21 protein-coding genes are annotated in these 18,961 nt (G+C 71.5%); 11 read left to right on the forward strand and 10 right to left on the reverse strand.

Annotation, left to right across the window (positions count from 1 at the left end):
- Positions 1–335 precede the first annotated feature (335 nt).
- A complete protein-coding gene (locus ACIBST_RS45845; protein WP_397179756.1) occupies positions 336–1,142 on the reverse strand; it encodes a lysostaphin resistance A-like protein in 807 nt (268 codons plus the stop codon).
- Positions 1,143–2,056: 914 nt separating this feature from the next.
- Here ACIBST_RS45845 and ACIBST_RS45850 point away from each other — a divergent pair.
- Positions 2,057–3,241, forward strand: a complete 1,185-nt coding sequence (locus ACIBST_RS45850) for a cytochrome P450 (RefSeq protein ID WP_358288833.1) — start codon at positions 2,057–2,059, stop codon at positions 3,239–3,241.
- Positions 3,242–3,276: 35 nt separating this feature from the next.
- Here ACIBST_RS45850 and ACIBST_RS45855 read toward each other — a convergent pair whose 3' ends face one another.
- A complete protein-coding gene (locus ACIBST_RS45855) occupies positions 3,277–4,098 on the reverse strand; it encodes a DUF559 domain-containing protein (protein WP_397179757.1) in 822 nt (273 codons plus the stop codon).
- 181 nt (positions 4,099–4,279) lie between these two features.
- Positions 4,280–5,119, reverse strand: coding sequence for an LLM class flavin-dependent oxidoreductase (locus tag ACIBST_RS45860; protein ID WP_397179758.1), 840 nt, complete (start codon positions 5,117–5,119; stop codon positions 4,280–4,282).
- Between the two features lie 76 nt (positions 5,120–5,195).
- Here ACIBST_RS45860 and ACIBST_RS45865 point away from each other — a divergent pair, with 76 nt between their 5' ends.
- Positions 5,196–5,669: a MarR family winged helix-turn-helix transcriptional regulator gene (locus ACIBST_RS45865; RefSeq protein WP_397179759.1), complete on the forward strand. Its 474-nt coding sequence runs from the start codon at positions 5,196–5,198 to the stop codon at positions 5,667–5,669.
- A gap of 10 nt (positions 5,670–5,679) precedes the next feature.
- Here the strand turns inward: ACIBST_RS45865 and ACIBST_RS45870 are convergent, their stop codons facing one another.
- From ACIBST_RS45870 to ACIBST_RS45880, 3 genes are all read right to left on the reverse strand, one after another.
- On the reverse strand, positions 5,680–6,516 hold the full coding sequence (locus ACIBST_RS45870) for an SRPBCC family protein (RefSeq protein WP_397179760.1): 837 nt from the start codon (positions 6,514–6,516) through the stop codon (positions 5,680–5,682).
- The gene (locus ACIBST_RS45875; RefSeq protein ID WP_352324016.1) at positions 6,509–7,066 is read right to left on the reverse strand and encodes a helix-turn-helix domain-containing protein; all 558 of its coding nucleotides are present in this window, start codon (positions 7,064–7,066) and stop codon (positions 6,509–6,511) included. The genes ACIBST_RS45870 and ACIBST_RS45875 overlap by 8 nt, the downstream gene beginning before the upstream one ends.
- A 117-nt stretch (positions 7,067–7,183) precedes the next feature.
- Complete coding sequence (locus ACIBST_RS45880; RefSeq protein WP_397179761.1) at positions 7,184–8,212, reverse strand: GDP-mannose 4,6-dehydratase; 1,029 nt, start codon at positions 8,210–8,212, stop codon at positions 7,184–7,186.
- 266 nt (positions 8,213–8,478) lie between these two features.
- Between ACIBST_RS45880 and ACIBST_RS45885 the strand changes: the two genes are divergently transcribed.
- The 4 genes from ACIBST_RS45885 (at position 8,479) to ACIBST_RS45900 (ending at position 12,685) form a co-directional block, all read left to right on the forward strand.
- Positions 8,479–9,750, forward strand: a complete 1,272-nt coding sequence (locus ACIBST_RS45885; protein WP_397179762.1) for a glycosyltransferase family 4 protein — start codon at positions 8,479–8,481, stop codon at positions 9,748–9,750.
- Between the two features lie 48 nt (positions 9,751–9,798).
- A complete protein-coding gene (locus tag ACIBST_RS45890) occupies positions 9,799–10,509 on the forward strand; it encodes a methyltransferase domain-containing protein (RefSeq protein ID WP_352324013.1) in 711 nt (236 codons plus the stop codon).
- Positions 10,506–11,561, forward strand: a complete 1,056-nt coding sequence (locus ACIBST_RS45895; RefSeq protein ID WP_397179763.1) for a prenyltransferase — start codon at positions 10,506–10,508, stop codon at positions 11,559–11,561. Before ACIBST_RS45890 ends, ACIBST_RS45895 begins: the two co-directional genes overlap by 4 nt.
- 155 nt (positions 11,562–11,716) lie before the next feature.
- Positions 11,717–12,685, forward strand: coding sequence for a DUF1702 family protein (locus ACIBST_RS45900; protein ID WP_364330745.1), 969 nt, complete (start codon positions 11,717–11,719; stop codon positions 12,683–12,685).
- On the opposite strand, the gene ACIBST_RS45905 is transcribed toward ACIBST_RS45900, so the two are convergent.
- Positions 12,682–13,311, reverse strand: coding sequence for a class I SAM-dependent methyltransferase (locus ACIBST_RS45905; RefSeq protein ID WP_397179836.1), 630 nt, complete (start codon positions 13,309–13,311; stop codon positions 12,682–12,684). The genes ACIBST_RS45900 and ACIBST_RS45905 overlap by 4 nt on opposite strands.
- Before the next feature lie 85 nt (positions 13,312–13,396).
- On the opposite strand from ACIBST_RS45905, the gene ACIBST_RS45910 reads away from it, so the two are divergent.
- From ACIBST_RS45910 to ACIBST_RS45925, 4 genes are all read left to right on the forward strand, one after another.
- Positions 13,397–13,849, forward strand: coding sequence for a pyridoxamine 5'-phosphate oxidase family protein (locus tag ACIBST_RS45910; RefSeq protein WP_352324010.1), 453 nt, complete (start codon positions 13,397–13,399; stop codon positions 13,847–13,849).
- Positions 13,846–14,037: a ferredoxin gene (locus ACIBST_RS45915; RefSeq protein WP_397179764.1), complete on the forward strand. Its 192-nt coding sequence runs from the start codon at positions 13,846–13,848 to the stop codon at positions 14,035–14,037. Before ACIBST_RS45910 ends, ACIBST_RS45915 begins: the two co-directional genes overlap by 4 nt.
- Before the next feature lie 22 nt (positions 14,038–14,059).
- Positions 14,060–15,148: a Zn-dependent alcohol dehydrogenase gene (locus ACIBST_RS45920; RefSeq protein WP_397179765.1), complete on the forward strand. Its 1,089-nt coding sequence runs from the start codon at positions 14,060–14,062 to the stop codon at positions 15,146–15,148.
- A 145-nt stretch (positions 15,149–15,293) separates the two neighbouring features.
- Positions 15,294–15,614 carry a hypothetical protein gene (locus ACIBST_RS45925; RefSeq protein WP_397179766.1) on the forward strand — a complete coding sequence of 107 codons (321 nt, stop codon included), beginning with the start codon at positions 15,294–15,296 and terminating at the stop codon, positions 15,612–15,614.
- A gap of 50 nt (positions 15,615–15,664) precedes the next feature.
- Here the strand turns inward: ACIBST_RS45925 and ACIBST_RS45930 are convergent, their stop codons facing one another.
- The 3 genes from ACIBST_RS45930 to ACIBST_RS45940 all read right to left on the reverse strand — a co-directional run bounded on the left by ACIBST_RS45930 (position 15,665) and on the right by ACIBST_RS45940 (position 17,977).
- The gene (locus ACIBST_RS45930) at positions 15,665–16,888 is read right to left on the reverse strand and encodes an NAD(P)/FAD-dependent oxidoreductase (protein ID WP_397179767.1); all 1,224 of its coding nucleotides are present in this window, start codon (positions 16,886–16,888) and stop codon (positions 15,665–15,667) included.
- Between the two features lie 60 nt (positions 16,889–16,948).
- Positions 16,949–17,395: a hypothetical protein gene (locus tag ACIBST_RS45935; protein ID WP_397179768.1), complete on the reverse strand. Its 447-nt coding sequence runs from the start codon at positions 17,393–17,395 to the stop codon at positions 16,949–16,951.
- A gap of 63 nt (positions 17,396–17,458) precedes the next feature.
- A complete protein-coding gene (locus ACIBST_RS45940; RefSeq protein ID WP_397179769.1) occupies positions 17,459–17,977 on the reverse strand; it encodes a DUF2231 domain-containing protein in 519 nt (172 codons plus the stop codon).
- A 118-nt stretch (positions 17,978–18,095) separates the two neighbouring features.
- Between ACIBST_RS45940 and ACIBST_RS45945 the strand changes: the two genes are divergently transcribed.
- Complete coding sequence (locus ACIBST_RS45945) at positions 18,096–18,893, forward strand: helix-turn-helix transcriptional regulator (RefSeq protein ID WP_397179770.1); 798 nt, start codon at positions 18,096–18,098, stop codon at positions 18,891–18,893.
- Positions 18,894–18,961 lie beyond the last annotated feature (68 nt).

Genomic DNA, 18,961 nt, shown 5'->3' on the forward strand with positions numbered 1-18,961 from the left:
GGGCAACTCAAGCGCAGTGACGCCAAGGAACACCCCCCCCCAACGTCCGACGGGGTTCGACCAGGAGATGCGGGTTGGCGCGCAGTGCACGCGGCCCCTGGGATCAAGGGGGACTCCCACGCGGTCATGTCGGCGTGGACACCCGCCACCGTTCGAGCGGGTTCAGTCAGAGGGGGTGGTCGGCGTGCGATGCAGCTGGACACGTGGAGACCGGGTGGACGGTCGGCCACGTCCGGAGGGCTGGGCTGATGGGAGCCACGATCGTCGGACGATGGGTACCCGCCGGTGAGTCAGCCGGCGGCGGCGTGCGATGACAAAGTTCAGTGGCCCGGCTCCTAAGTGCTGGGCCCAGGGTGGCTTGCCTCCTGCTCTCGGGCTCCCTTCCCGTGCCGGAGCAGCAGCAGCCCGCTGGCGGTGAGCGCGCAGGCGAGGATGACGAGTTGCACGCCGTAGTGGACGGCCTCCGTCGGGAGCAGAAGGTTGCCGGTGTGCAGGCCGAGGTGCACGCCGACCGCCATCCACAACGCCCCTGTACGCACCCGCGCCGCCGCGCACGCGAATCCGAGTGCGACGGCCTGCACCACATACAGCAGCCGTTCGGCCGGTGAGTCGGCTGAGCTGTTGGAGAGGATGTGCAGCGCGCCGAACCCCACCGACACCACGATCAGCACGGCCCTCGGCGACAACCGTGCCGACAAGGTGTCGAACAGGTGCCCCCGCCACAGTAACTCCTCCGGGAACGCCTGGCTGAGCAGGGCGAACGCGATGCCGTACGGCACCAGGCCCAGATTGGCGAGGATCGTCTCCGTCGGCGCCAAGGACGTCACGCCGAACGCCAGCGACAACAGGATGGCGGCCACCGTCGGGACCGCGCCCGCCACGACCCCCAGCAGCAGCTGCGGCACGGCCCGCCGGGATCGTTCCATGCCGACGCCGGCCCAGGACTGCCTGCCGAGGAAGCGCCGGATCAGATAGACCAGCCCGAGCGCGGCCAGCGTGATCCCGATCATGCCGAGTGGCCGGTGGAGGGGATGGTCGGAGGCCAGCAGCAGGGTCGCCGGGGCGGTGCCGACGACGACCTGCGCGAACGTTGCGGCCACGGTGATCAGCACTGCCCAGACGGGATGTGTGGCTCTGGTCATGGAACAACACGCTAGGTAACCGGGTGTGGTCGGCACATCAGCCTGGAGTCTGAATCCAGCATGACAATCGTCATCGGCCTGAGGGAGGATCCCAGGCGTCACGCGCGCGGCCAGAGTCGTCGGGCATGCCGCCCTCTCTGGCCAGGCTGCGCGACCCCGACCGGCCGGCCCTGTTCAGCGTGGCGTTCTGGGCGGCGCTCGCGGGCACAGAGGGCGGTTTCGCTGGGCTCGCGTTTGCCGCCGGGGGAGGTAGTAGGCGTTCCTACCTCGGGTGCGGGTGCTGACGATCTTGCTGCTGCCCGGAAGGGTCCAGGCGATCTTGTCGATGAGGTTGTTCGCCGTGGGCTTCTGTGGGGGCGGGCGAGCTGGGCCATGGGACTCGGGGGGCCGTCGCGATCGCGTACGCCTCCGATCTGGGAACGCCGGCCCAGATCGTCGCGTTCTATGCCGTCCTGGCGCTCGTGGCCGTGCTGTGGCTGCTGCTGCCGTGGCGGCGCGACACCGGGTGGCGGCGTCCGGTCGCGCTGGTGTTCCTGCTGGGCCCCCTCGCACTAGGACCGCTGGGGGGGACGGGTCGCACATAATGCTGACGCTCATCGCCATCGGGGGGGCAGGGAGTGGCACCGCTGGGTGCTCGGCTTGGGGGCACGGGTGGTACATCCCGACACCGACCGGAGCAACCGTCAGCGGTGAGGAGGTTGTCTGCTCCAGGGCCATGGCGGGGCGGGGACGGGGTTGTCTGCTCCTTGGGTTATGGCAGAGGTGGGGACGGGGTTGTCTGCTTCCGGGTTATGGCGGGGGTGGCCGGGGGCGGGGATGGTGGCGGGGTGGGGCTACTTGACGGGCGTACAGTGGCGTAATAGAACACGTTTCAGTACGAATAAACCAAGCGCTTGATCAAGAGGTGACCGCGCGTGCATATCGACCTCGTCGACAGGGACCGTTACGCGACTTCCGGCCCACCCCACGAACAGCTCGCCTGGCTCCGCGCCAACTCCCCCGTCCACTGGCACGACGGCGAGCCCGGGTTCTGGGCGGTCACCCGCTACGAGGACGTCGTGCACGTGTCCCGCCACTCCGACCTGTTCTCCTCGGCCAAGAAGCTCGCCCTCTTCGACGAGATGCCCGAGGACCAGATCGCCCTCCAGCGGCTGATGATGCTCAACCAGGACCCGCCCGAGCACACCAGGCGGCGTTCCCTGGTCAACCGCGGCTTCACCCCCCGGACGATCGGCGCCCTCGAACAGCACATCCGCGACATCTGCGACGACCTGCTCGACAAGTGCTCCGGCGAGGTGGACTTTGTCACCGAGGTCTCCGCCCCCCTCCCCCTGTACGTGATCTGCGAGCTGCTCGGCGCTCCCGCGACCGACCGCGACAAGCTGTTCTCCTGGTCGAACCGCATGATCGGCGCCCAGGACCCCGACTATGCGGCCACGCCCGAGGAGGGCTCCGGCGCCGCCATGGAGGTGTACGCCTACGCCAACGAGCTCGCGGCGCAGCGCAGAGCCGCCCCCAAGGACGACATCATCACCAAGCTCCTCCAGCCCGACGACAAGGGCGAAACCCTCGGCGAGGACGAGTTCGACCTGTTCGTCCTGCTGCTGATCGTCGCGGGCAACGAGACCACCCGCAACGCGGCCTCCGGCGGCATGCTCGCCCTCTTCGAACACCCCGACCAGTGGGACCGCCTGGTGGCCGACCCCACGCTGGCCAGGACGGCGGCCGACGAGATCGTCCGGTGGGTCTCGCCGGTCAACCTGTTCCGGCGCACGTCGATGGCGGACCAGGTGCTCGGCGGGCAGCCCATCAAGGACGGCGACAAGGTCGTGGTCTTCTACTCCTCCGCCAACCGGGACGCCTCCGTCTTCCCGGACCCGGAGGTCTTCGACATCGGACGCACTCCCAACACGCACATCGGGTTCGGCGGCGGCGGTGCGCACTTCTGCCTCGGCAACCACCTCGCCAAGCTGGAACTGCGTGTCCTGTTCGAGCAGCTGGCCAGGCGCCGGCCGCGCATCCGCCAGGCCGGCCCGGCCCGCCGCCTGCGCTCGAACTTCATCAACGGCATCAAGGAGCTCCCGGTCACGATCGCCTGACCCGGCAGAAGCCCTCCCAGCCGCCGCGGACGCCCTCACGAGAACCGCCGCTGCCGGGGATGGCGAGCGGTTCCGCGGCGGGCCGCCCGGATCTGGCGGAGGACGCGGACCGTGCCCTCCGGACCGGGTTGCCAGCCACGCTCGATCAACGCGTCGGCGACGTGCCGGAGGAGGCCGGCGATCTGGCCGGGGATGACGTCGCGACGGACGGCGATCACCCGCCAGCCCAGCCGCCGCAGCTCCTCGCGGCGGGCCGCGTCGCGCCGCCGGTCCGCCGGCGAGGTGTGGTGCTCCTGGCCGTCGTACTCGACCCCCACCCGGTACGGCTCCCACCCCAGGTCGAGGTAGGCGCGCCGGCCGCCGCCCAGCGGCACGGCGAGCTGCGTGGCGGGCCTGGGCAGGCCGCCGTCGACGAGGACGACCCGCAGCCAGCTCTCCCGGGGCGAGGCGGCGCCCGCGTCGGCCAGGCTCAGCGTGTCGCGCAGCCGCCAGGAGTTGAGCGGACGACGCCACAGCGCCTCCATGTCGACGCCCCGCCGCGCGAACTGGTCGAGCGCCGCCACCGCCTCAGGACGGGGCAACGACCGGGCGCAGTCGAGGGCCGTGCGCGCCATGGTGGTGAGCCGGACGCCCCGGTGGCCGGTGACGTCTTCGGCGGGCGGTTCGCCCACGTACGTGACGCAGCCGGGGATCGCCAGGTGGGCGGGGGCCATCACCTCCACCGGCCAGTCGGCCTCGGGGACGGAGAGCACGCTCAGCCCCCAGACGTGTGCGGCCGTCTGCCGGCACACGACGGCCTGCCAGCAGGACCGGGTGATGCGCTCGGCGCGGCCGAGCAACGAGAGTGCGGCGTTCACGCGGTCCAGGGTGACGCCCCCACCCCGGCCCCGCAGGGCCGAACCGCGTTCTGTGGACAACCGTCCGGCCACCCGCCGCGGCTTCGCCACAGGCCCGGATCACCCTCCCGGCAGACCGCCGCCCATCAGAGACCGCCCGTCAGAGACCGACCGTCAGAAAGCACCCGTCAGAAAGCGCCTGTCAGGAGGTCGCCGCGCGCAGGGCGGGCAGGACGTCCTGGGCCAGGCGTTCGGCCTGGGCGCGCGGGCCGGGGCCGAGGGGCGTGAAGTTCATCGACGTGAACCCCAGGTCCACGAACGCCGCCAGACGATCGGTCACCTCCGCCACCGAGCCGGCGACCACGCCCTCGTCCACGCCGGGGGAACCGATGCGGAAGGTGACGTTGTAGACGCACTCGACGGCGCGCCCGGCCGACAGGATCCGGTCCCGCATGGCCGCCGCCCGCTCCGGCGGCGCGAACCCCAGGGACGGGATCCAGCCGTCCGCCAGCCGGCCGGTGGCGTCGAGGGCGCGCGGCCCGTACGTGCCCAGCCAGATCGGGATGGGGCTGATGGGCTTGGGCTCGATGGTGGCCCGATCGGTGCGGTAGCGGGAGCCTTCGTAGCTGAAGTCCGACTCCGACCACAGGCCGCGGATGACCTGAACGGCCTCGACCATGCCGTCCACCTTCTCGCGCGGCGTCGGCACCCCGAGCCCGAACGCGCGGAACTCCTCGTCGGAGTAGCCGCCGCCGAGGCCGAGGATCAGCCGGCCGCCGGAGAGCCGGTGCAGCGTCTCGGCCATCTTGGCGACCATCGCGGGCGGCCGGTACGGCACCCCCAGCACCCGCGTCGCCACCCTGATCCGCGAGGTGGCGGCGGCCACCCAGGTCAGCATCGTCCACAGCTCGTACGTGGGCTCGACGCCGCACGGGTGGTCGGAGGCCGAGACGAAGTCGAAGCCCAGCTCCTCGGCCGCGCGGGCGTCGCCCACGGGGTCGGCCCCCGGTGCCGCCGACGTCGATATGCCCAGTCCGAACACGACCCGCCTCCTCCGCTTTGGTTTACATGTAAACCTAGATCGGAGGTCGGTTACACGTCAACTAAACTTCCGGGTCATGGAGCCTAACTGGCTGGACGACGCCGAGTTCCGGGCCTGGATCGGCTATCGCAGGATGCGCCTGCTGCTGGACGCCCAGGTCAACCGCGACCTCGCGAGCGACTCGGGGCTGTCGGCCCCCGACTACGACGTCCTGTCGGCGCTGAGCTCCACGCCCGGCCACCGGTGGCGGCTCACCGCGCTGGCCGACCGCATGCTCTGGTCGAAGAGCCGCCTGTCCCGGCACATCTCGCGGATGGAGCAGCGGGGGCTGGTCACCCGCGAGGGGTTCGAGGGCGACGGGCGCGGGGCCGTGGTCGTGCTGACCGACGGAGGGCTGCGGGCCATCCAGGAGGCGGCGCCCGCCCATGTGGCGTCGGTGCGCAGGCACTTCATCGACCTGCTGTCGCGGGAGCAGATCGAGGTGCTGGCCACGATCGCCGAGACCGTCCTCGACCACCTGCCGGACGGCGGGCGGGATCAACCGGGCTGACCCGGCGCGGTCAGGCGACCCACATCGGCCGCCAGTCCGGCACCTCGTGGTAACGCCGCAGCTCAGCCACCCCGGACAACATTCCGCCCCAGGCCGCGTACGGCGGGCGCCCGGCGTCGAAACCGCTCTGCACGAGCGTCAGCCGCGTCCGGCCCTCGGATCCGGCCAGCTCCCAGGAGCTCACCCCCGCGCCGCCCCAGTCGACGGAGAACCGGCGCTCCGGCTCCAGCTCCAGCACCTTGGCCGGCGACGGGTCGTTCGCGAAGCCGCCCATGGCGAACCGGCCGCCGGCGTACGGCTCGATCTCGATCGGCATCCCGAACCACTTGCTCACCGTCTCGGAGTCGACCAGCGACTCGAAGACCTGGGCGGGCGCCGCGTCGATGGTGACCTCGGCGCGCAGCTCGCGGGCGGTGAAGTCGGCGCGCGGCGTGAGCGGGCGGCCCTCGACGTGCTCGGCCAGGCTGGCCAGCACCTGGAACCAGTACGTCTGGAGCACGCCGCGGATGCTGGCGCCGGTGACGACGTCCTGGAAGTCGAAGTGCGACTGCGACACCGAGACGATCGTGGCCGACTCGCCGTCCTCCTCGACCGTGAGCTCGGCGGTCGTCTCGACGCCGTCCAGCAGCCAGGCGAACCGCACGCCGCGCTCGTCGGCCGACAGCACGCGCTGGTGCGGCGCGTCGCCCTCCGGCGTCGTCCGGCCCCAGAACGCGAACCGGTCCGGCAGGTCCACCTCGACGTGCTCGGCCAGCCAGACCCGGGCCGCGGCCGGGTCGGTGAGCGCGTGCCACACCTCCTTGACCGGCGCCTGGACGCGGACCTTCGCGATCATCGGCTCACTCATGCTCTTCTCCCTTGGGGTAACAGGCGACGGCGAGCTTGAAGGCGTCACCCTCAGCGCCGCCGTAACGAGTGAAAAGCTCCTGCAGCATGCCCTGCAGGTCGTTCAGGAACTGCTGGCGGCTCTCCGGACGCACGTGGATCTCTCCGGACAGGCCGATGGACGGCAGCTCGGGCGCGTCCCGGTCGAGCGCGGCGATGTCGGCCTGGACCTCCTCCATGAGGTCGAGCAGGTAGCCCAGGCTCAGCTCGTCGCGCGCCTTGCGCAGCCCGATCCGCCCGACCAGCCGCGGCGACAGCCAGTACGACCGGGCGCCGGCCTGGTAGATGCCCTCGTGGACGCCGCGCACCTTCCGCTCGGACACCAGCTCCACGAGACCGGCCTCGACCAGCCGCTTGACGTGGTAGTAGACCCGCTGCGGCGTCTGCCCGAGACGTTCGGCGACCTCCGAGCACGTACGCGGCTCGGCCAGTTGCCTCAGCACCTCGACGCGCTGCGGCTTGAGCAGCGCCTCGGCCTGCTCGATCTGTTCCAGATACAGGACATCTCTCATCGCAAAAACAATCTTTTACGTAAAAATCCTCTTTGTCAATGGGTCACACGAAGAGCGGCCGTAAGCAGCAAAAAGGCCCGCACCGGACCGGGCGGGCCAAGGAGTGCAGAACCGGCTCTAGGGCCAGGAGCTGTCCTGGTCGGGGTCGCCGCCGGCGGACAGCAGGCGCAGGTCGCTCTCGACCATCATCGCGACCAGCTCGTCGAACGACACCCGCGGCTCCCAGCCCAACTGCGCCCGCGCCTTCTTCGGGTCGGCGCACAGCAGGTCCACCTCCGCCGGGCGGTGCAGCGCCTGGTCGACCACCACGTGCCGCTCCCAGTCCAGCCCCGCGGCCGTGAAGGCGGCCTCCACCAGCTCCCGCACCGACTTCATCCGCCCGGTGCCGATCACGTAGTCCTCGGGGTTGGCGGCCTGGAGCATCAGGTGCATCGCCTTGACGTAGTCGCCCGCGTAGCCCCAGTCGCGGCGCGCCTCCAGGTTGCCCAGTCGCAGCTCCGTGGCCAGGCCGAGCTTGATCCGGGCCACCCCGAGGGTGACCTTCCTGGTGACGAACTCCGCGCCGCGCCGCGGCGACTCGTGGTTGAACAGGATCCCGGACACCGCGAACATCCCGTACGACTCGCGGTAGTTCTGCGTGAGGAAGTGCCCGTACGCCTTGGCCACCCCGTACGGCGAGCGCGGATGGAAGGCGGTGCGCTCGTTCTGCGGGGTCTCGGTGACCTGCCCGAACATCTCCGAGGACGAGGCCTGGTAGAAGCGGATCTGCCCCGGGGCCGACGATCCCCCGCCCCGCGACACGCCCGAACACACCCGGATGGCCTCAAGCATCCGCAGGACGCCCATACCGGTCACCTCGGCGGTCAGCTCGGCCTGCTCCCACGACATGGGCACGAACGAGATCGCCCCCAGGTTGTACACCTCGTCGGGCTGAACGCGTTCCACCGCGGAGATCAGCGACCCCTGGTCCAGCAGGTCGCCCCGCACCACCTGGACGTCGGCCAGCAGCTTGCGCATGCGCGAGACGCGCGGGTTAGCCTGCCCGCGGGCCAGCCCCCACACCTCGTAACCCTGGTCGAGCAGGTGCTCGGCCAAGTAGGAACCGTCCTGGCCGGTGATGCCGGTGATCAGAGCGCGCCTGGCCAAGGGGTCCTCCAACTATCACGTAGGTACGGTGGCCCGCACCGCGTCCCTTTGGGACGGGAATGTACAGCTAAGCGCCTGGACGCAGCACCAAAGCCCACTAGAACCTGTTCCACCGAACCACGCTCGGTTACCTTAATGTCGCAGTTCGCACGGCCTGTGGAGACTGTTGTGAACAATTCCAGGTGACCTACCGAATGGTAGCCTTCTCGGACTAAGGTCATCTTTCACGGTACACGCCCGCCTCTTGGGGCCTTACCGCAGAAAACATGGGCCTACCGGCGGAGAAAGGGGTGTCCGTGAGCGAGGCGCTGCGGATCGCGCTGCTGTCCTATCGCAGCAAGCCCACCTGCGGCGGGCAGGGCGTCTATCTCCGGCACCTGAGCCGTGAGCTGGTCGCGCTCGGCCACCACGTCGAGGTGTTCTCCGGACCGCCCTACCCCGAGCTGGACGAGGGCGTCGTCCTGCGCGAGGTGCCCAGCCTCGACCTCTACCGGGACGAGGACCCGTTCAGGACCCCGAAGCTGGCCGAGTACCGCGACTGGATCGACCTCCTGGAGGTCGGCACCATGTGGACGGCCGGCTTCCCCGAGCCGCTCACCTTCACCCTGCGCGCCTACCGCGAGCTGAAGAAGCGCGTCGGCGACTTCGACGTCGTCCAGGACAACCAGACCCTCGGCTACGGCCTGCTCGGCATCCAGAAGCTGTTCCCCGTGGTCGGGACGATCCACCACCCGATCAGCGTCGACCGGCGGATCGAGCTGGAGGCCGCCACGGGCTACAAGAAGCTCACCATGCGCCGCTGGTACGGGTTCGTGAAGATGCAGTCCCGCGTCGCCCCCAGGCTCAGCCCGATCCTCACCGTCAGCGAGTCGTCGCTGGCCGACATCCACCGGGACTTCAACGTCCCGCAGGCCAACATGCGGCTGATCCCGCTCGGCGTGGACACCCGCTACTTCCACCCGCGTCCGGACAAGCCCCGCCGCAAGGGCTCGATCGTCGCGGTGGCCAGCGCGGACTCGCCGATGAAGGGCGTGGCCACGCTGCTGCGCGCGGTCGCCAAGCTCGCCACCGAACGCGACGTGAACCTGACCGTGGTCAGCAAGCCGACCCCCGGCGGCCCGACCGAGCGGCTGGTCCAGGAGCTGTCGTTGCAGGACCGGGTGCGCTTCGTGCACGGCATCTCCGACGACGAGCTGGGCGAGCTGATCGCCACCTCGGAGATCTCCGTGGTCCCTTCGCTGTACGAGGGCTTCTCGCTGCCCGCCGTCGAGCACATGGCCTGCGGCACGCCCCTGGTGGCCAGCCGGACGGGCGCGCTGCCCGAGGTCGTGGGCGACGCGGCCGTGCAGGTCCCGCCGGGCGACGCCGAGGAGCTGGCGGCCGTGCTGCGCCGCCTGCACGACTCCCCCGAGGAGCGCGAGCGGGTGGGCAAGGCCGGCTACGACCGGGTCATGGAGCGCTACACCTGGCACGTCGTCGCCAAGCGGACGGTCGAGGCGTACCGCGAGGCGATGGCGGCGCACAAGAGCCGCCGCTGACCCCCCGAACGCAAAGCCCCCAAGAGCTGATCAAGGAGAAGCGACAAAGTGCTGACCGTGGACTTCGACCGGCTCCCCGTGGGCCCCGGCGTGCGCGTGCTCGACCTGGGCTGCGGCGGCGGCAGGCACGCCTTCGAGGTGCTGCGCCAGGGCGCCGACGTCGTCGCCTTCGACATGGACCAGGCCGAGCTGGACAACGTGGCGGCCATGTTCGTGGCGATGGACAAGGCGGGCGAGGTGCCGCTGGGCGCGACCGGCGAGACCGTCCAGGGCACGGCGCTGGACATGCCGTTCGAGGACGGCGGCTTCGACCGGGTCATCGCGGCCGAGGTGCTGGAGCACATCCCCGACGACATGACCGCCATGCGGGAGATCTTCCGCGTGCTCAAGCCGGGCGGCACCGCGGCGATCACCGTGCCGAGCTTCCTGCCCGAGCGCATCTGCTGGGCCCTGGACGAGGACTACCACACCGCCCCCGGCGGCCACGTGCGGATCTACACGCTGGCCGAGCTGTCGGCCAAGCTCAAGTCCGTCGGCTTCGAGATCGGCCCGCACCACCACGCCCACGGCCTGCACGCGCCCTACTGGTGGATCAAGTGCGCGGTGGGCGTCAACAACGACGACCACCCGGTCGCCAAGGCGTACCACGAGCTGCTGGTGTGGGACATCATGAAGCGCCCGGCCGCCACCAGGATCGCCGAGGCGCTGCTCAACCCGCTCATCGGCAAGAGCGTGGTCCTCTACGTCAAGAAGCCATGATCTCCCGCGAGGAGGTCGTCCGCACGGCCCTCAGCATCGCGGCCATCCAGCAGGACGACGGCGGCGTGCCCTGGCCCGAGGGGCACGTGGACGCGTGGAACCACGTCGAGTGCCTGATGGGCATGTCCGTGGCCGGGCTGACCGAGCCGGTGCGGCGCGGCTGGGAGTGGCTGGCCCGTCACCAGCGCCCCGACGGCTCCTGGCCGATGAAGCTGCTGGACGGCGTGGCCACCGAGGCGGGCGGCGAGTCCAACCACGCCGCCTACGTCGCGGCCGGCGTCTGGCACCACCATCTGGTCACCGGCGACCGCGAGCACGCCGAGCGCCACTGGCCCATGGTCAAGGCCGCGCTCGACTACGTGGTGGGCCTGCAGACCGAGCGGGGCGAGATCGTCTGGGAGCGGGACGCGCACGGCCGGGCGGCGGCGTACGCGCTGCTGACCGGGTGCTCCTCGATCCACCAGGGCCTGCGCTGCGGCGTGCTGCTCGCCGACCACCTGGGCGACCCGCAGCCGCACTGGGAGCTGGCCGCCGACCGGCTGGCCCACGTGCTGTCGGCGCACCCGGAGGCGTTCGCCGACAAGAGCCGGTTCTCGATGGACTGGTACTACCCGGTGCTGGGCGGCGCGGTGCGCGGGCGGCAGGCGGCCGAGCTGCTGGAGCGCGAGTGGTCCACGTTCGTGGTGCCGGGGCTCGGCATCCGGTGCGTGTCCGACCAGCCGTGGGTGACCGGGGCCGAGACGTGCGAGCTGGTGCTGGCCCTGGACGCCATGGGCGACCGTACGCGGGCCGCCGCGCTCTTCGCCGACGTGCAGCACCTGCGGCACGAGGACGGCTCGTACTGGACCGGCTGGCAGTTCGTCAACCGCAAGCACTTCCCGCACGAGCGCTCCGGCTACACCGCGGCCGCGGCCATCCTCGCCGCCGACGCGTTGCAGCGCCTGTCCCCCGGTTCCGGGCTGTTCCGCGACATCGCGGGCACGTCGGTGTCGGATCCGGAGGCGTGCGGGTGCGTGGAGCGTCAGTCGTTCAGGCCGGCGCCTCCCGGCTGATCCCGCGGGGCGGCGGCGCAAGGGCTTTTGCGGGTTCTTTGCCGGGGACATCCGGTGCGCCGCCGGTGAACGGCGCAATGGGGTTACTAGCTTCGTGTCTGGCCGTAGGAGGCGTCTTCGGGGGAAGCGTGGGCGACACGGGCACAACAGCGTTCTTGGACCAGGTCAGGATCGAGCCGACACTGTCCCCGGCGAGGGGGCTGCGGAGGTTTCTGGCCAAGGATCCTTCGGAGTCCGATCTGGGCCGGCGCAGGTTCCGGCTGCGCCCCGGGGCTCCCCGGACGGTCTTCACGGATTCCGAGCAGTCGTACGTGTTCGGCTTCAACGCGGTCATGTCGCGCGAAGTCGAGAAGATCGAAGACCTCTCACCCGAGCAGCGGCCTTTCGGCCACGAGGGCGCGGCGGCCGCCTGCACCGTGCTCGACCTGCTCACCTTGACCCGGGGCCGGCGCCTTCACGAGCTACTGGCCGGCCCCGCCCAGCATCACCGCCACGCCGCGTACGTCGGCGCCGGACGCGGCTACGCGCTGCTGCGGCTGCGTCCGGTCTGGGGCGCGCGGCGGGCGCACCCGCTGATGCGCTGGCTGGCCGTGGACGGCTTCGGCTTCCAGTGGAGCCTGTCGCGCGCGGACCGCATGGTGGGCCGCAGGAGCATGCCCGACCTGCTCACCCGTGCCCACTGCGCGGTCTTCGACCAGGGCCTCGGCCGGCTGCTGTGGTACCACGACTGCGCCTCGCCGGACGACGTCGGCGCGCGCATCGCGGGCTTCCCGGCGAGCCGGCGGGCCGACCTGTGGAGCGGCGTGGGGTTCGCGGCCACGTACACCGGCGGCGCCGACAGCGACGAGCTGTGGTGGCTGACCGAGCACGCCGGCGCCGACGGCTTCCGCGCCCACCTGGCCCAGGGCTGCGCCTTCGCGGTCACGGCGCGGCTGCGGTCGGGGGCGCTGCCGGACCACGCGCGGCTGGCCGTGCCGATCCTGGCCGACGCCGCGCCCGACGAGGCGGCCGCCTGGACCGACCAGGCGCTGCTGGCCCTCGGCCACGACGCCCACACCCACGAGGACTTCCAGCGCTGGCAGGCCCACACCCGCCGGTCGTGGAACCGCCGCCACCGGCGCTAGACGCCCTGGCCGACGCGTTCGAGCACGCGCAGCGAGCCCTCGGCCGACACCTCGCGGAAGGCGCCCGACTCAAGGGCCCGCAGGTAGACCCGGTACGGCGCCTGCCCGCCGTCGGCCGGGTCGGGATAGATGTCGTGGAAGACCAGCGCGCCGCCCTCCATGACGTGCGGCGCCCAGCCCTCGTAGTCGCGGGTCACCGGCTCCTCTGAGTGGCCGCCGTCGATGAACAGCAGGCCGAGCGGCGTGTTCCACAACGCGGCCACCCGGTCGGACCGCCCGACGACGGCGATCACCTCCTCCTCCAGCCCGGCGGCGGCGACGGCGGCGCGGAAGAAGGGCAGGGAGTCCATCCGCCCGAAGCGCGGGTCCATCAGGGCCGGGTCGTGGTGGGCCCAGCCGGGCTGGATCTCCTCCGAGCCGCGGTGGTGGTCGACGGTGACGACCACCGAGCCGGTGTGCCGGGCCGCCGCGCCGAGGTAGATCGCCGACTTGCCGCAGTAGGTGCCGATCTCGCAGAGCGGCCCCAGGCCGCCGTAGCGGCAGGCCGCCTCGAACAGGGCCAGACCTTCCTTCGGCGGCATGAATCCCTTGGCGTGCTCCGCTGCCTGCAGCAGCTCCGGCGGCATCGTCATAGGCATGCACCCTAGCCGAACCGAACAACATTCCAGGGACCTCTTGCCGTGCTTCTTTGCAACCTGTTCTACTTGGCACGTGAATCAGCGCGCTCGCATCGCGATGTCCGACGACGAGGTCACGGCGTTCCTGGAGGGTTCGCGCAAGGTCCAGCTCGCGACCATCAACCCCGACGGGACACCGCACCTGGTGACCATGTTCTACGGGCTGGACGAGGGCCGCATCGCCTTCTGGACGTACGGCAAGGCGCAAAAGGCCCGCAACCTGGCCCGCGACCCGCGGGTGAGCTGCCTGGTCGAGGCGGGCGACGACTACGACCAGCTCCGCGGCGTCCTGGTGTACGGCGTGGCCGAGCAGGTGGACGACCGCGACCGGGTGCTCGCCATCGGCATGATGATCGCGCGCAGGATGACACCGGGCGTGCCGGACGACCTGCTGACCCCCTACGTCGAGCAGACCGGCAGAAAACGGATCGCCTACGTCGTCGAGCGCACCAAAGTGGTCTCATGGGATCACAGGAGGCTCACATGAAGATCAAGGTCGATGAACTGGTCTGCGAGGCCAACGCCGTGTGCATGGGGCTCGCGCCCGAGGTCTTCGAGGTGGACGACGACGACCAGCTGCACATCCTGCTCCCCGAACCACCCCCCGAGATGCAGGACCGCGTCCGCAGCGCGGTCAGGTCCTGCCCGAAAGCCGCCCTGTCGCTAGAGGACTAGCCGTAGCCGGAGGAGGAACCCCATGCGCGCCGCGATCCTGCACGCCGTAGGCAACGACAAGCTGGACATCCGCGACGACATCACCCTGGCCCCCGTCGGGCCGACCGATGTCCGCGTACGGATCAGAGCCACGGGCGTGTGCCACTCGGACCTGTCGGCCATGTCCGGCGTGCTTCCGCAGCCGGTGCCGCTGATCCCGGGCCACGAGGGCGCGGGCGAGGTGGTCGAGGTGGGCGAGCACGTCACGTCGGTCGCGCCGGGCGACCACGTGGTGATCAGCTGGCGCCCGGCCTGCCAGTCGTGCGACCTGTGCGTGGGCGGGCAGCCGTACATGTGCATGAAGTACGTCATCGAGTCCTTCAGCAAGGGCAACTTCCGCTTCGGCGGCGACAACGCGACGGCGTTCGGCATGGCGGGCTGCGGCACCTGGGCCGAGGAGGTCATCGTGCCCTGGCAGGGCGCGATCAAGATCGACGACGACGTGTCGTGGGAGGCGGCGGCGCTGATCGGCTGCGGCATCACGACCGGCGTGGGCGCCGCGATCAACACCGCCAAGGTGCGTCCCGGCTCCACGGTCGTGGTGATCGGCTGCGGCGGCGTCGGCCTGTCGGTCATCCAGGGCGCCCGCGTCTCCGGCGCCAGGACGATCCTCGCCGTCGACCCGCTGGAGTCCAAGCACGCCCTGGCCAAGAAGGTCGGCGCGACGCACGCGATCACGCCCGAGCAGGTGCCCGAGGCTTTGAACGAGCTGACCGGCGGCAGCGGCTTCGACTACGGCTTCGAGGTCGTCGGCAAGTCGGCGACCATCCAGAGCGCCTGGCAGCTCACCCGGGCGGGCGGCGACGTCATCGTGGTGGGCGCGGGCGCGGTGGACGACATGGTCTCCATCTCCGCCTTCAGCCTGCTGTTCGAGGGCAAGAAGCTGCTGTCCAGCCTGTACGGCGAGGCCGACGTGCGGCACGACTTCCCCTACTTCGCCAAGCTCCACAAGGCGGGACAGCTCGACCTGGAATCGCTGATCAGCGCCCGCATCCGGCTCGGCGATCTGAACGACGCCGTCGCGGCCCTGCGCGGCGGCGAGGTGCTCCGCCAGATCGTCATCATGGACTGAGCGCCGATCCCCGGGCCGGAGCACGACTCTCCGGCCCCGGGCAGGTCGGACGGCGATCGGCGGAACCGGTCGCGGACCCATTGCTAAGGAAAGTTTCCTAACGGATACTCCGGGTTGAGTGCCCACCACCCCCCAAGGAGTATCCATGCTTCGTCGCGGCCTCGCCCTGCTCTCCCTCGCCTCCGCCGGCCTGCTCGCCCTCGCCGCGCCCGCCCAGGCCGCCGTCGTGGACGTCACCTTCGGGCCGGTCTCGATCGGCGACTACTGTCACGCCAAGGTCAGCTCGTCCTCGTGGATCGGCTTCTACGAGGCCGGCGGCCTGCGCTGCTACACCGGCGGCCCCGGCCCGATGACGTACGCCGGCTCCGGCGACCCGTACCTGGCCTGCAAGTTCCTCACCACGGACGTGGTGATGTCCGCGCTGCGCGGCGCCTCCGACGCCCTGGTCTGCCGCGTCGTGCGCTGACCGTCTCCGGTGCGGCACGGGACGGGCCGTCCCGTGCCGCGACCTTCGCCTCAGGAGGGCAGGAGCCGGTCGAGAGGGGTGCCGGGGTCGGCGAGCCGGGTCCGGTCCACGGGCCTGCGCGACCGGATGAGGGCCTGGGTGTGGTCGGTGACGTCCCAGACGTTGACGTTCATCGCGGCCAGCACCCTGTCCTGCTCGTCCAGCCAGAAGGCGATGAACTCGCGGGCCTCCAGGTCGCCGCGGACCACGACGTCGGGCGTGCGGCCGGGCGGGACGTGGCCGACGTACTCCATGCCCAGGTCGTACTGGTCGGTAAAGAAGTAGGGCAGGTTGTCGTAGTCGCCGTCCCGGCCGAGCATCGCGCGGGCGGCGGTGGCGGGCTGGTTGAGCGCGTTCGCCCAGTGCTCGACCCGGACGTGGTGGCCCAGCAGCGGATGGTAGGCGTTGGCGACGTCGCCGGCCGCGAAGATGTCGGGGTCGGAGGTGCGCAGGTCGGCCCCGACCTTGACGCCGTCCTCGACGGTCAGCCCGGCGGCCCGCGCCAGGTCGGTGTCCGGCTCGGCCCCGACGCCGGCCACGACGACGTCCGCCTCGACGCGGGACCCGTCGTCGAGCAGCACCCCGGCGTCGGTGATCTCGGCGGGGCGGGCGTCGAAGAGGAAGCGCACGCCGTGCTCGCGGTGCAGCGCGGTGAACACCCCGGCGACGTGCGGCCCCAGCACGCGCAGCAGCGGCGCGGACGCCGTCTCGATCACGGTGACCTCGGCCCCCGCGGCGCGGGCGGCGGCGGCCACCTCCAGGCCGATCCAGCCAGCCCCGAGGATCGCGACGCGGCCCGCGCCGGCCAGGGTGGCACGCAGGCGTTCGCTGTCGTCGACGGTGCGCAGGTACAGCACGTCGGGCCGGTCGGCCCCGGGGATGTCCGGACGGCGCGGCCGGGAGCCGGTGGCCAGCAGCAGCCGGTCGTAGCCGAGCTGCCCGCCGTCGCTCAGGGCGACCCGGTGGCCGGCCGGGTCGATGCCGGTGACCTCGACGCCCAGCCGCAGCTCGACGTCGTGCTCGGCGTACCAGGAACGGTCGTGGACGAAGATCTTGTCGCGTTCGCCGGCGCCCTGGAGGTAGTCCTTGGACAGCGGCGGCCGCTCGTACGGCAGGTGCGTCTCCCTGCCGACCAGCACGAGCCGGCCGTCGAAGCCCTCGCCGCGCAGGGCCTCTGCGGCCTTGGCGGCGGCGAGGCCGCCGCCGGCGATCACGATGGTCGCGGGTGCAGGCATGGTCGGATCTCCTCTTCCTGTCCTGTTCCTGGGCGAAGGGTGTGGTGATCGCGGCGCACGTCAGCTCCCGCCCACGCCGAGCGCGGTGAGCAGCACCAGGACGACGGTCACGACCGCGAACAGCCCGTGCCCCGCCACGACCGCGACGGGGAAGTGCCGTTCGGCCGGAACCGGCGAGCCGGGCGCCGCCGGGCCGGAGCCGAGCCGGGCGACGCGCGCCCGGTGGACGGGGATCCACCGCGCCAGCATGACGAACCCGAGCAGCGCGACCGGCACGAGCAGCCCGAACGCGAGCCAGGCCAGCCCGCGGGCGTCGGCGAACAGGTAGATGATCCACACGACCAGGCCCGCCGCGGCGAGCAGGAAGTGCCCGAAGAGCACCGGGGCGGGCAGCCGGGACTCGCCGGCCTTCTGCTGGGCCACGCCGCCGCGGGCGATCCAGGTGCCGAGCATGTAGAAGCCGCCGGCGGCGGTGACGAGCCAGGTGATCAGTGCCGCGATCTCCACGATCTTCCTTCTTTCCAGATGAGCCGTTCGTATGTCAGAGGACGGGTGTCCGAAGGCGGCACCTCACCGTGGCGGGCCGGTGGTGAACCCCTCGGCCTGGGTCTCCTCGCCGGCGACCCGGACGCCGTACCGGAAGGCGAGCTTGCCTCCCAGGTAGCCCGACACCGCGAGCACGGTCAGGCACGCCGCCGACAGCGCGACCTGCCCCACCGGCACGGGCCCCGGCGGGCCGCCGCCCAGCCGCCAGGCGAACCCGGCCGCGTACCCGGCGGTGACCGCCAGGTTGAGCGCCATGTGCACCAGGCCGGTGCGGAAGGCGGGCGTGCGGGGCGGGATGGCGAACAGGTCAAGGAACCCCACGCAGGCGGCGGCCAGCGCGCCGAGGCCGCCGAGGGCGATCAGCCAGACCGACCCCTGGGCCAGGAAGCCGCCCGGCGACACCACGTGCGAGGCGACGTCGAAGACCAGGCTGGCCACCCATGCCCCGATCGGCACCGTGACCAGGATCGGGTGCGCCGGATGCCCGTACGGGCCGGCCAGCGCCGTCACCGGCCGCTTGGCCCGGCCGGTCAGCTCGTCCATGACCCACCTCCTATTTCACCAACAAGTCTTGGACATATTCGGCGGCGGCGTCAACCTCCCCAGCACAAAGGCATGGCTTCAGATGATTCACAAGTTTTCTAGGCGTTAAGGTGGATGCGTGACGTCCGACTCCACGAGCCTCGCGGCGGTCGCCGCGCTCAGCGACGACCTGCGCCGCAGCATGTACGAGTTCATCCGCCGCGCCGGGCGGCCCGTCACCCGCGACGAGGCGGCCCAGAGCGTCGGGATCTCCCGCAAGCTCGCCGCCTTCCACCTGGACAAACTGGTGGACGCCGGGCTCCTCGCCACCCGCTACGAACAGCCGGGCGGGCTGCGCCGCGTCGGCCGCGCCCCCAAGGTGTACGAACCCTCCGACCTCGACGTCCAGGTCAGCATCCCCCAGCGCGAACCCGTCCTGCTGGCCGACATCCTGCTCGACGCCGTGCTGGCCGAGACGCCCGGCGAGAGCGCCGGTCAGGCCGCCCGCCGCCTGGCCCGCGAGCGCGGCCACGACCTCGGCCACACCGAGCGCGGCGGGCTGCGCGGCGCCCGGCTCGGCCCCGAGCGCGCCCTGACCTGCGCCCAGCAGGTCCTCGAACGCCACGGTTTCGAGCCCAGCCGCGACACCCCAACCCTGGTCCGGCTGCGCAACTGCCCCTTCCACCCCCTGGCCGCCAAGGCTCCCGAGCTGGTCTGCGGCATCAACCACGCGTTCCTGGCCGGCTTCCTCGACGGCCTCGACGCCCCGGCCGTCCAGGCCACCCTGATCCCGCGGCCGGGCCACTGCTGCGTCGAGCTGGGCGTCCGGCAGAGCCCCGGCAGCGCCACCGGCGGCGCTGTCGGGGGCGCGGAGGCGGACGCGCCGGCGTGCGCCAAGGACGGCGACGGCCCGCCACCCGCTCCCCCAGCGTCCTGACCGGTTGCGGCAAGGGTTTCCCATGCGCCCGGCCGCGGCCCGCCGGGGGCCCTACCGTGGGATCGCCG

The organism is Nonomuraea sp. NPDC049684 (assembly GCF_044465345.1).
Taxonomy (GTDB): domain Bacteria; phylum Actinomycetota; class Actinomycetes; order Streptosporangiales; family Streptosporangiaceae; genus Nonomuraea.

Coding starts and splice junctions, on each gene's coding strand:
- ACIBST_RS45905 (WP_397179836.1), bottom strand. CDS start 13,311: ATGCCGCCGGAGCTGCTGCAGGCAGCGGAGCACGCCAAGGGATTCATG.
- ACIBST_RS45930 (WP_397179767.1), bottom strand. CDS start 16,888: ATGCCTGCACCCGCGACCATCGTGATCGCCGGCGGCGGCCTCGCCGCC.
- ACIBST_RS45865 (WP_397179759.1), top strand. CDS start 5,196: ATGGAGCCTAACTGGCTGGACGACGCCGAGTTCCGGGCCTGGATCGGC.
- ACIBST_RS45925 (WP_397179766.1), top strand. CDS start 15,294: ATGCTTCGTCGCGGCCTCGCCCTGCTCTCCCTCGCCTCCGCCGGCCTG.
- ACIBST_RS45870 (WP_397179760.1), bottom strand. CDS start 6,516: ATGAGTGAGCCGATGATCGCGAAGGTCCGCGTCCAGGCGCCGGTCAAG.
- ACIBST_RS45920 (WP_397179765.1), top strand. CDS start 14,060: ATGCGCGCCGCGATCCTGCACGCCGTAGGCAACGACAAGCTGGACATC.
- ACIBST_RS45940 (WP_397179769.1), bottom strand. CDS start 17,977: ATGGACGAGCTGACCGGCCGGGCCAAGCGGCCGGTGACGGCGCTGGCC.
- ACIBST_RS45915 (WP_397179764.1), top strand. CDS start 13,846: ATGAAGATCAAGGTCGATGAACTGGTCTGCGAGGCCAACGCCGTGTGC.
- ACIBST_RS45875 (WP_352324016.1), bottom strand. CDS start 7,066: ATGAGAGATGTCCTGTATCTGGAACAGATCGAGCAGGCCGAGGCGCTG.
- ACIBST_RS45845 (WP_397179756.1), bottom strand. CDS start 1,142: ATGACCAGAGCCACACATCCCGTCTGGGCAGTGCTGATCACCGTGGCC.
- ACIBST_RS45885 (WP_397179762.1), top strand. CDS start 8,479: ATGGGCCTACCGGCGGAGAAAGGGGTGTCCGTGAGCGAGGCGCTGCGG.
- ACIBST_RS45895 (WP_397179763.1), top strand. CDS start 10,506: ATGATCTCCCGCGAGGAGGTCGTCCGCACGGCCCTCAGCATCGCGGCC.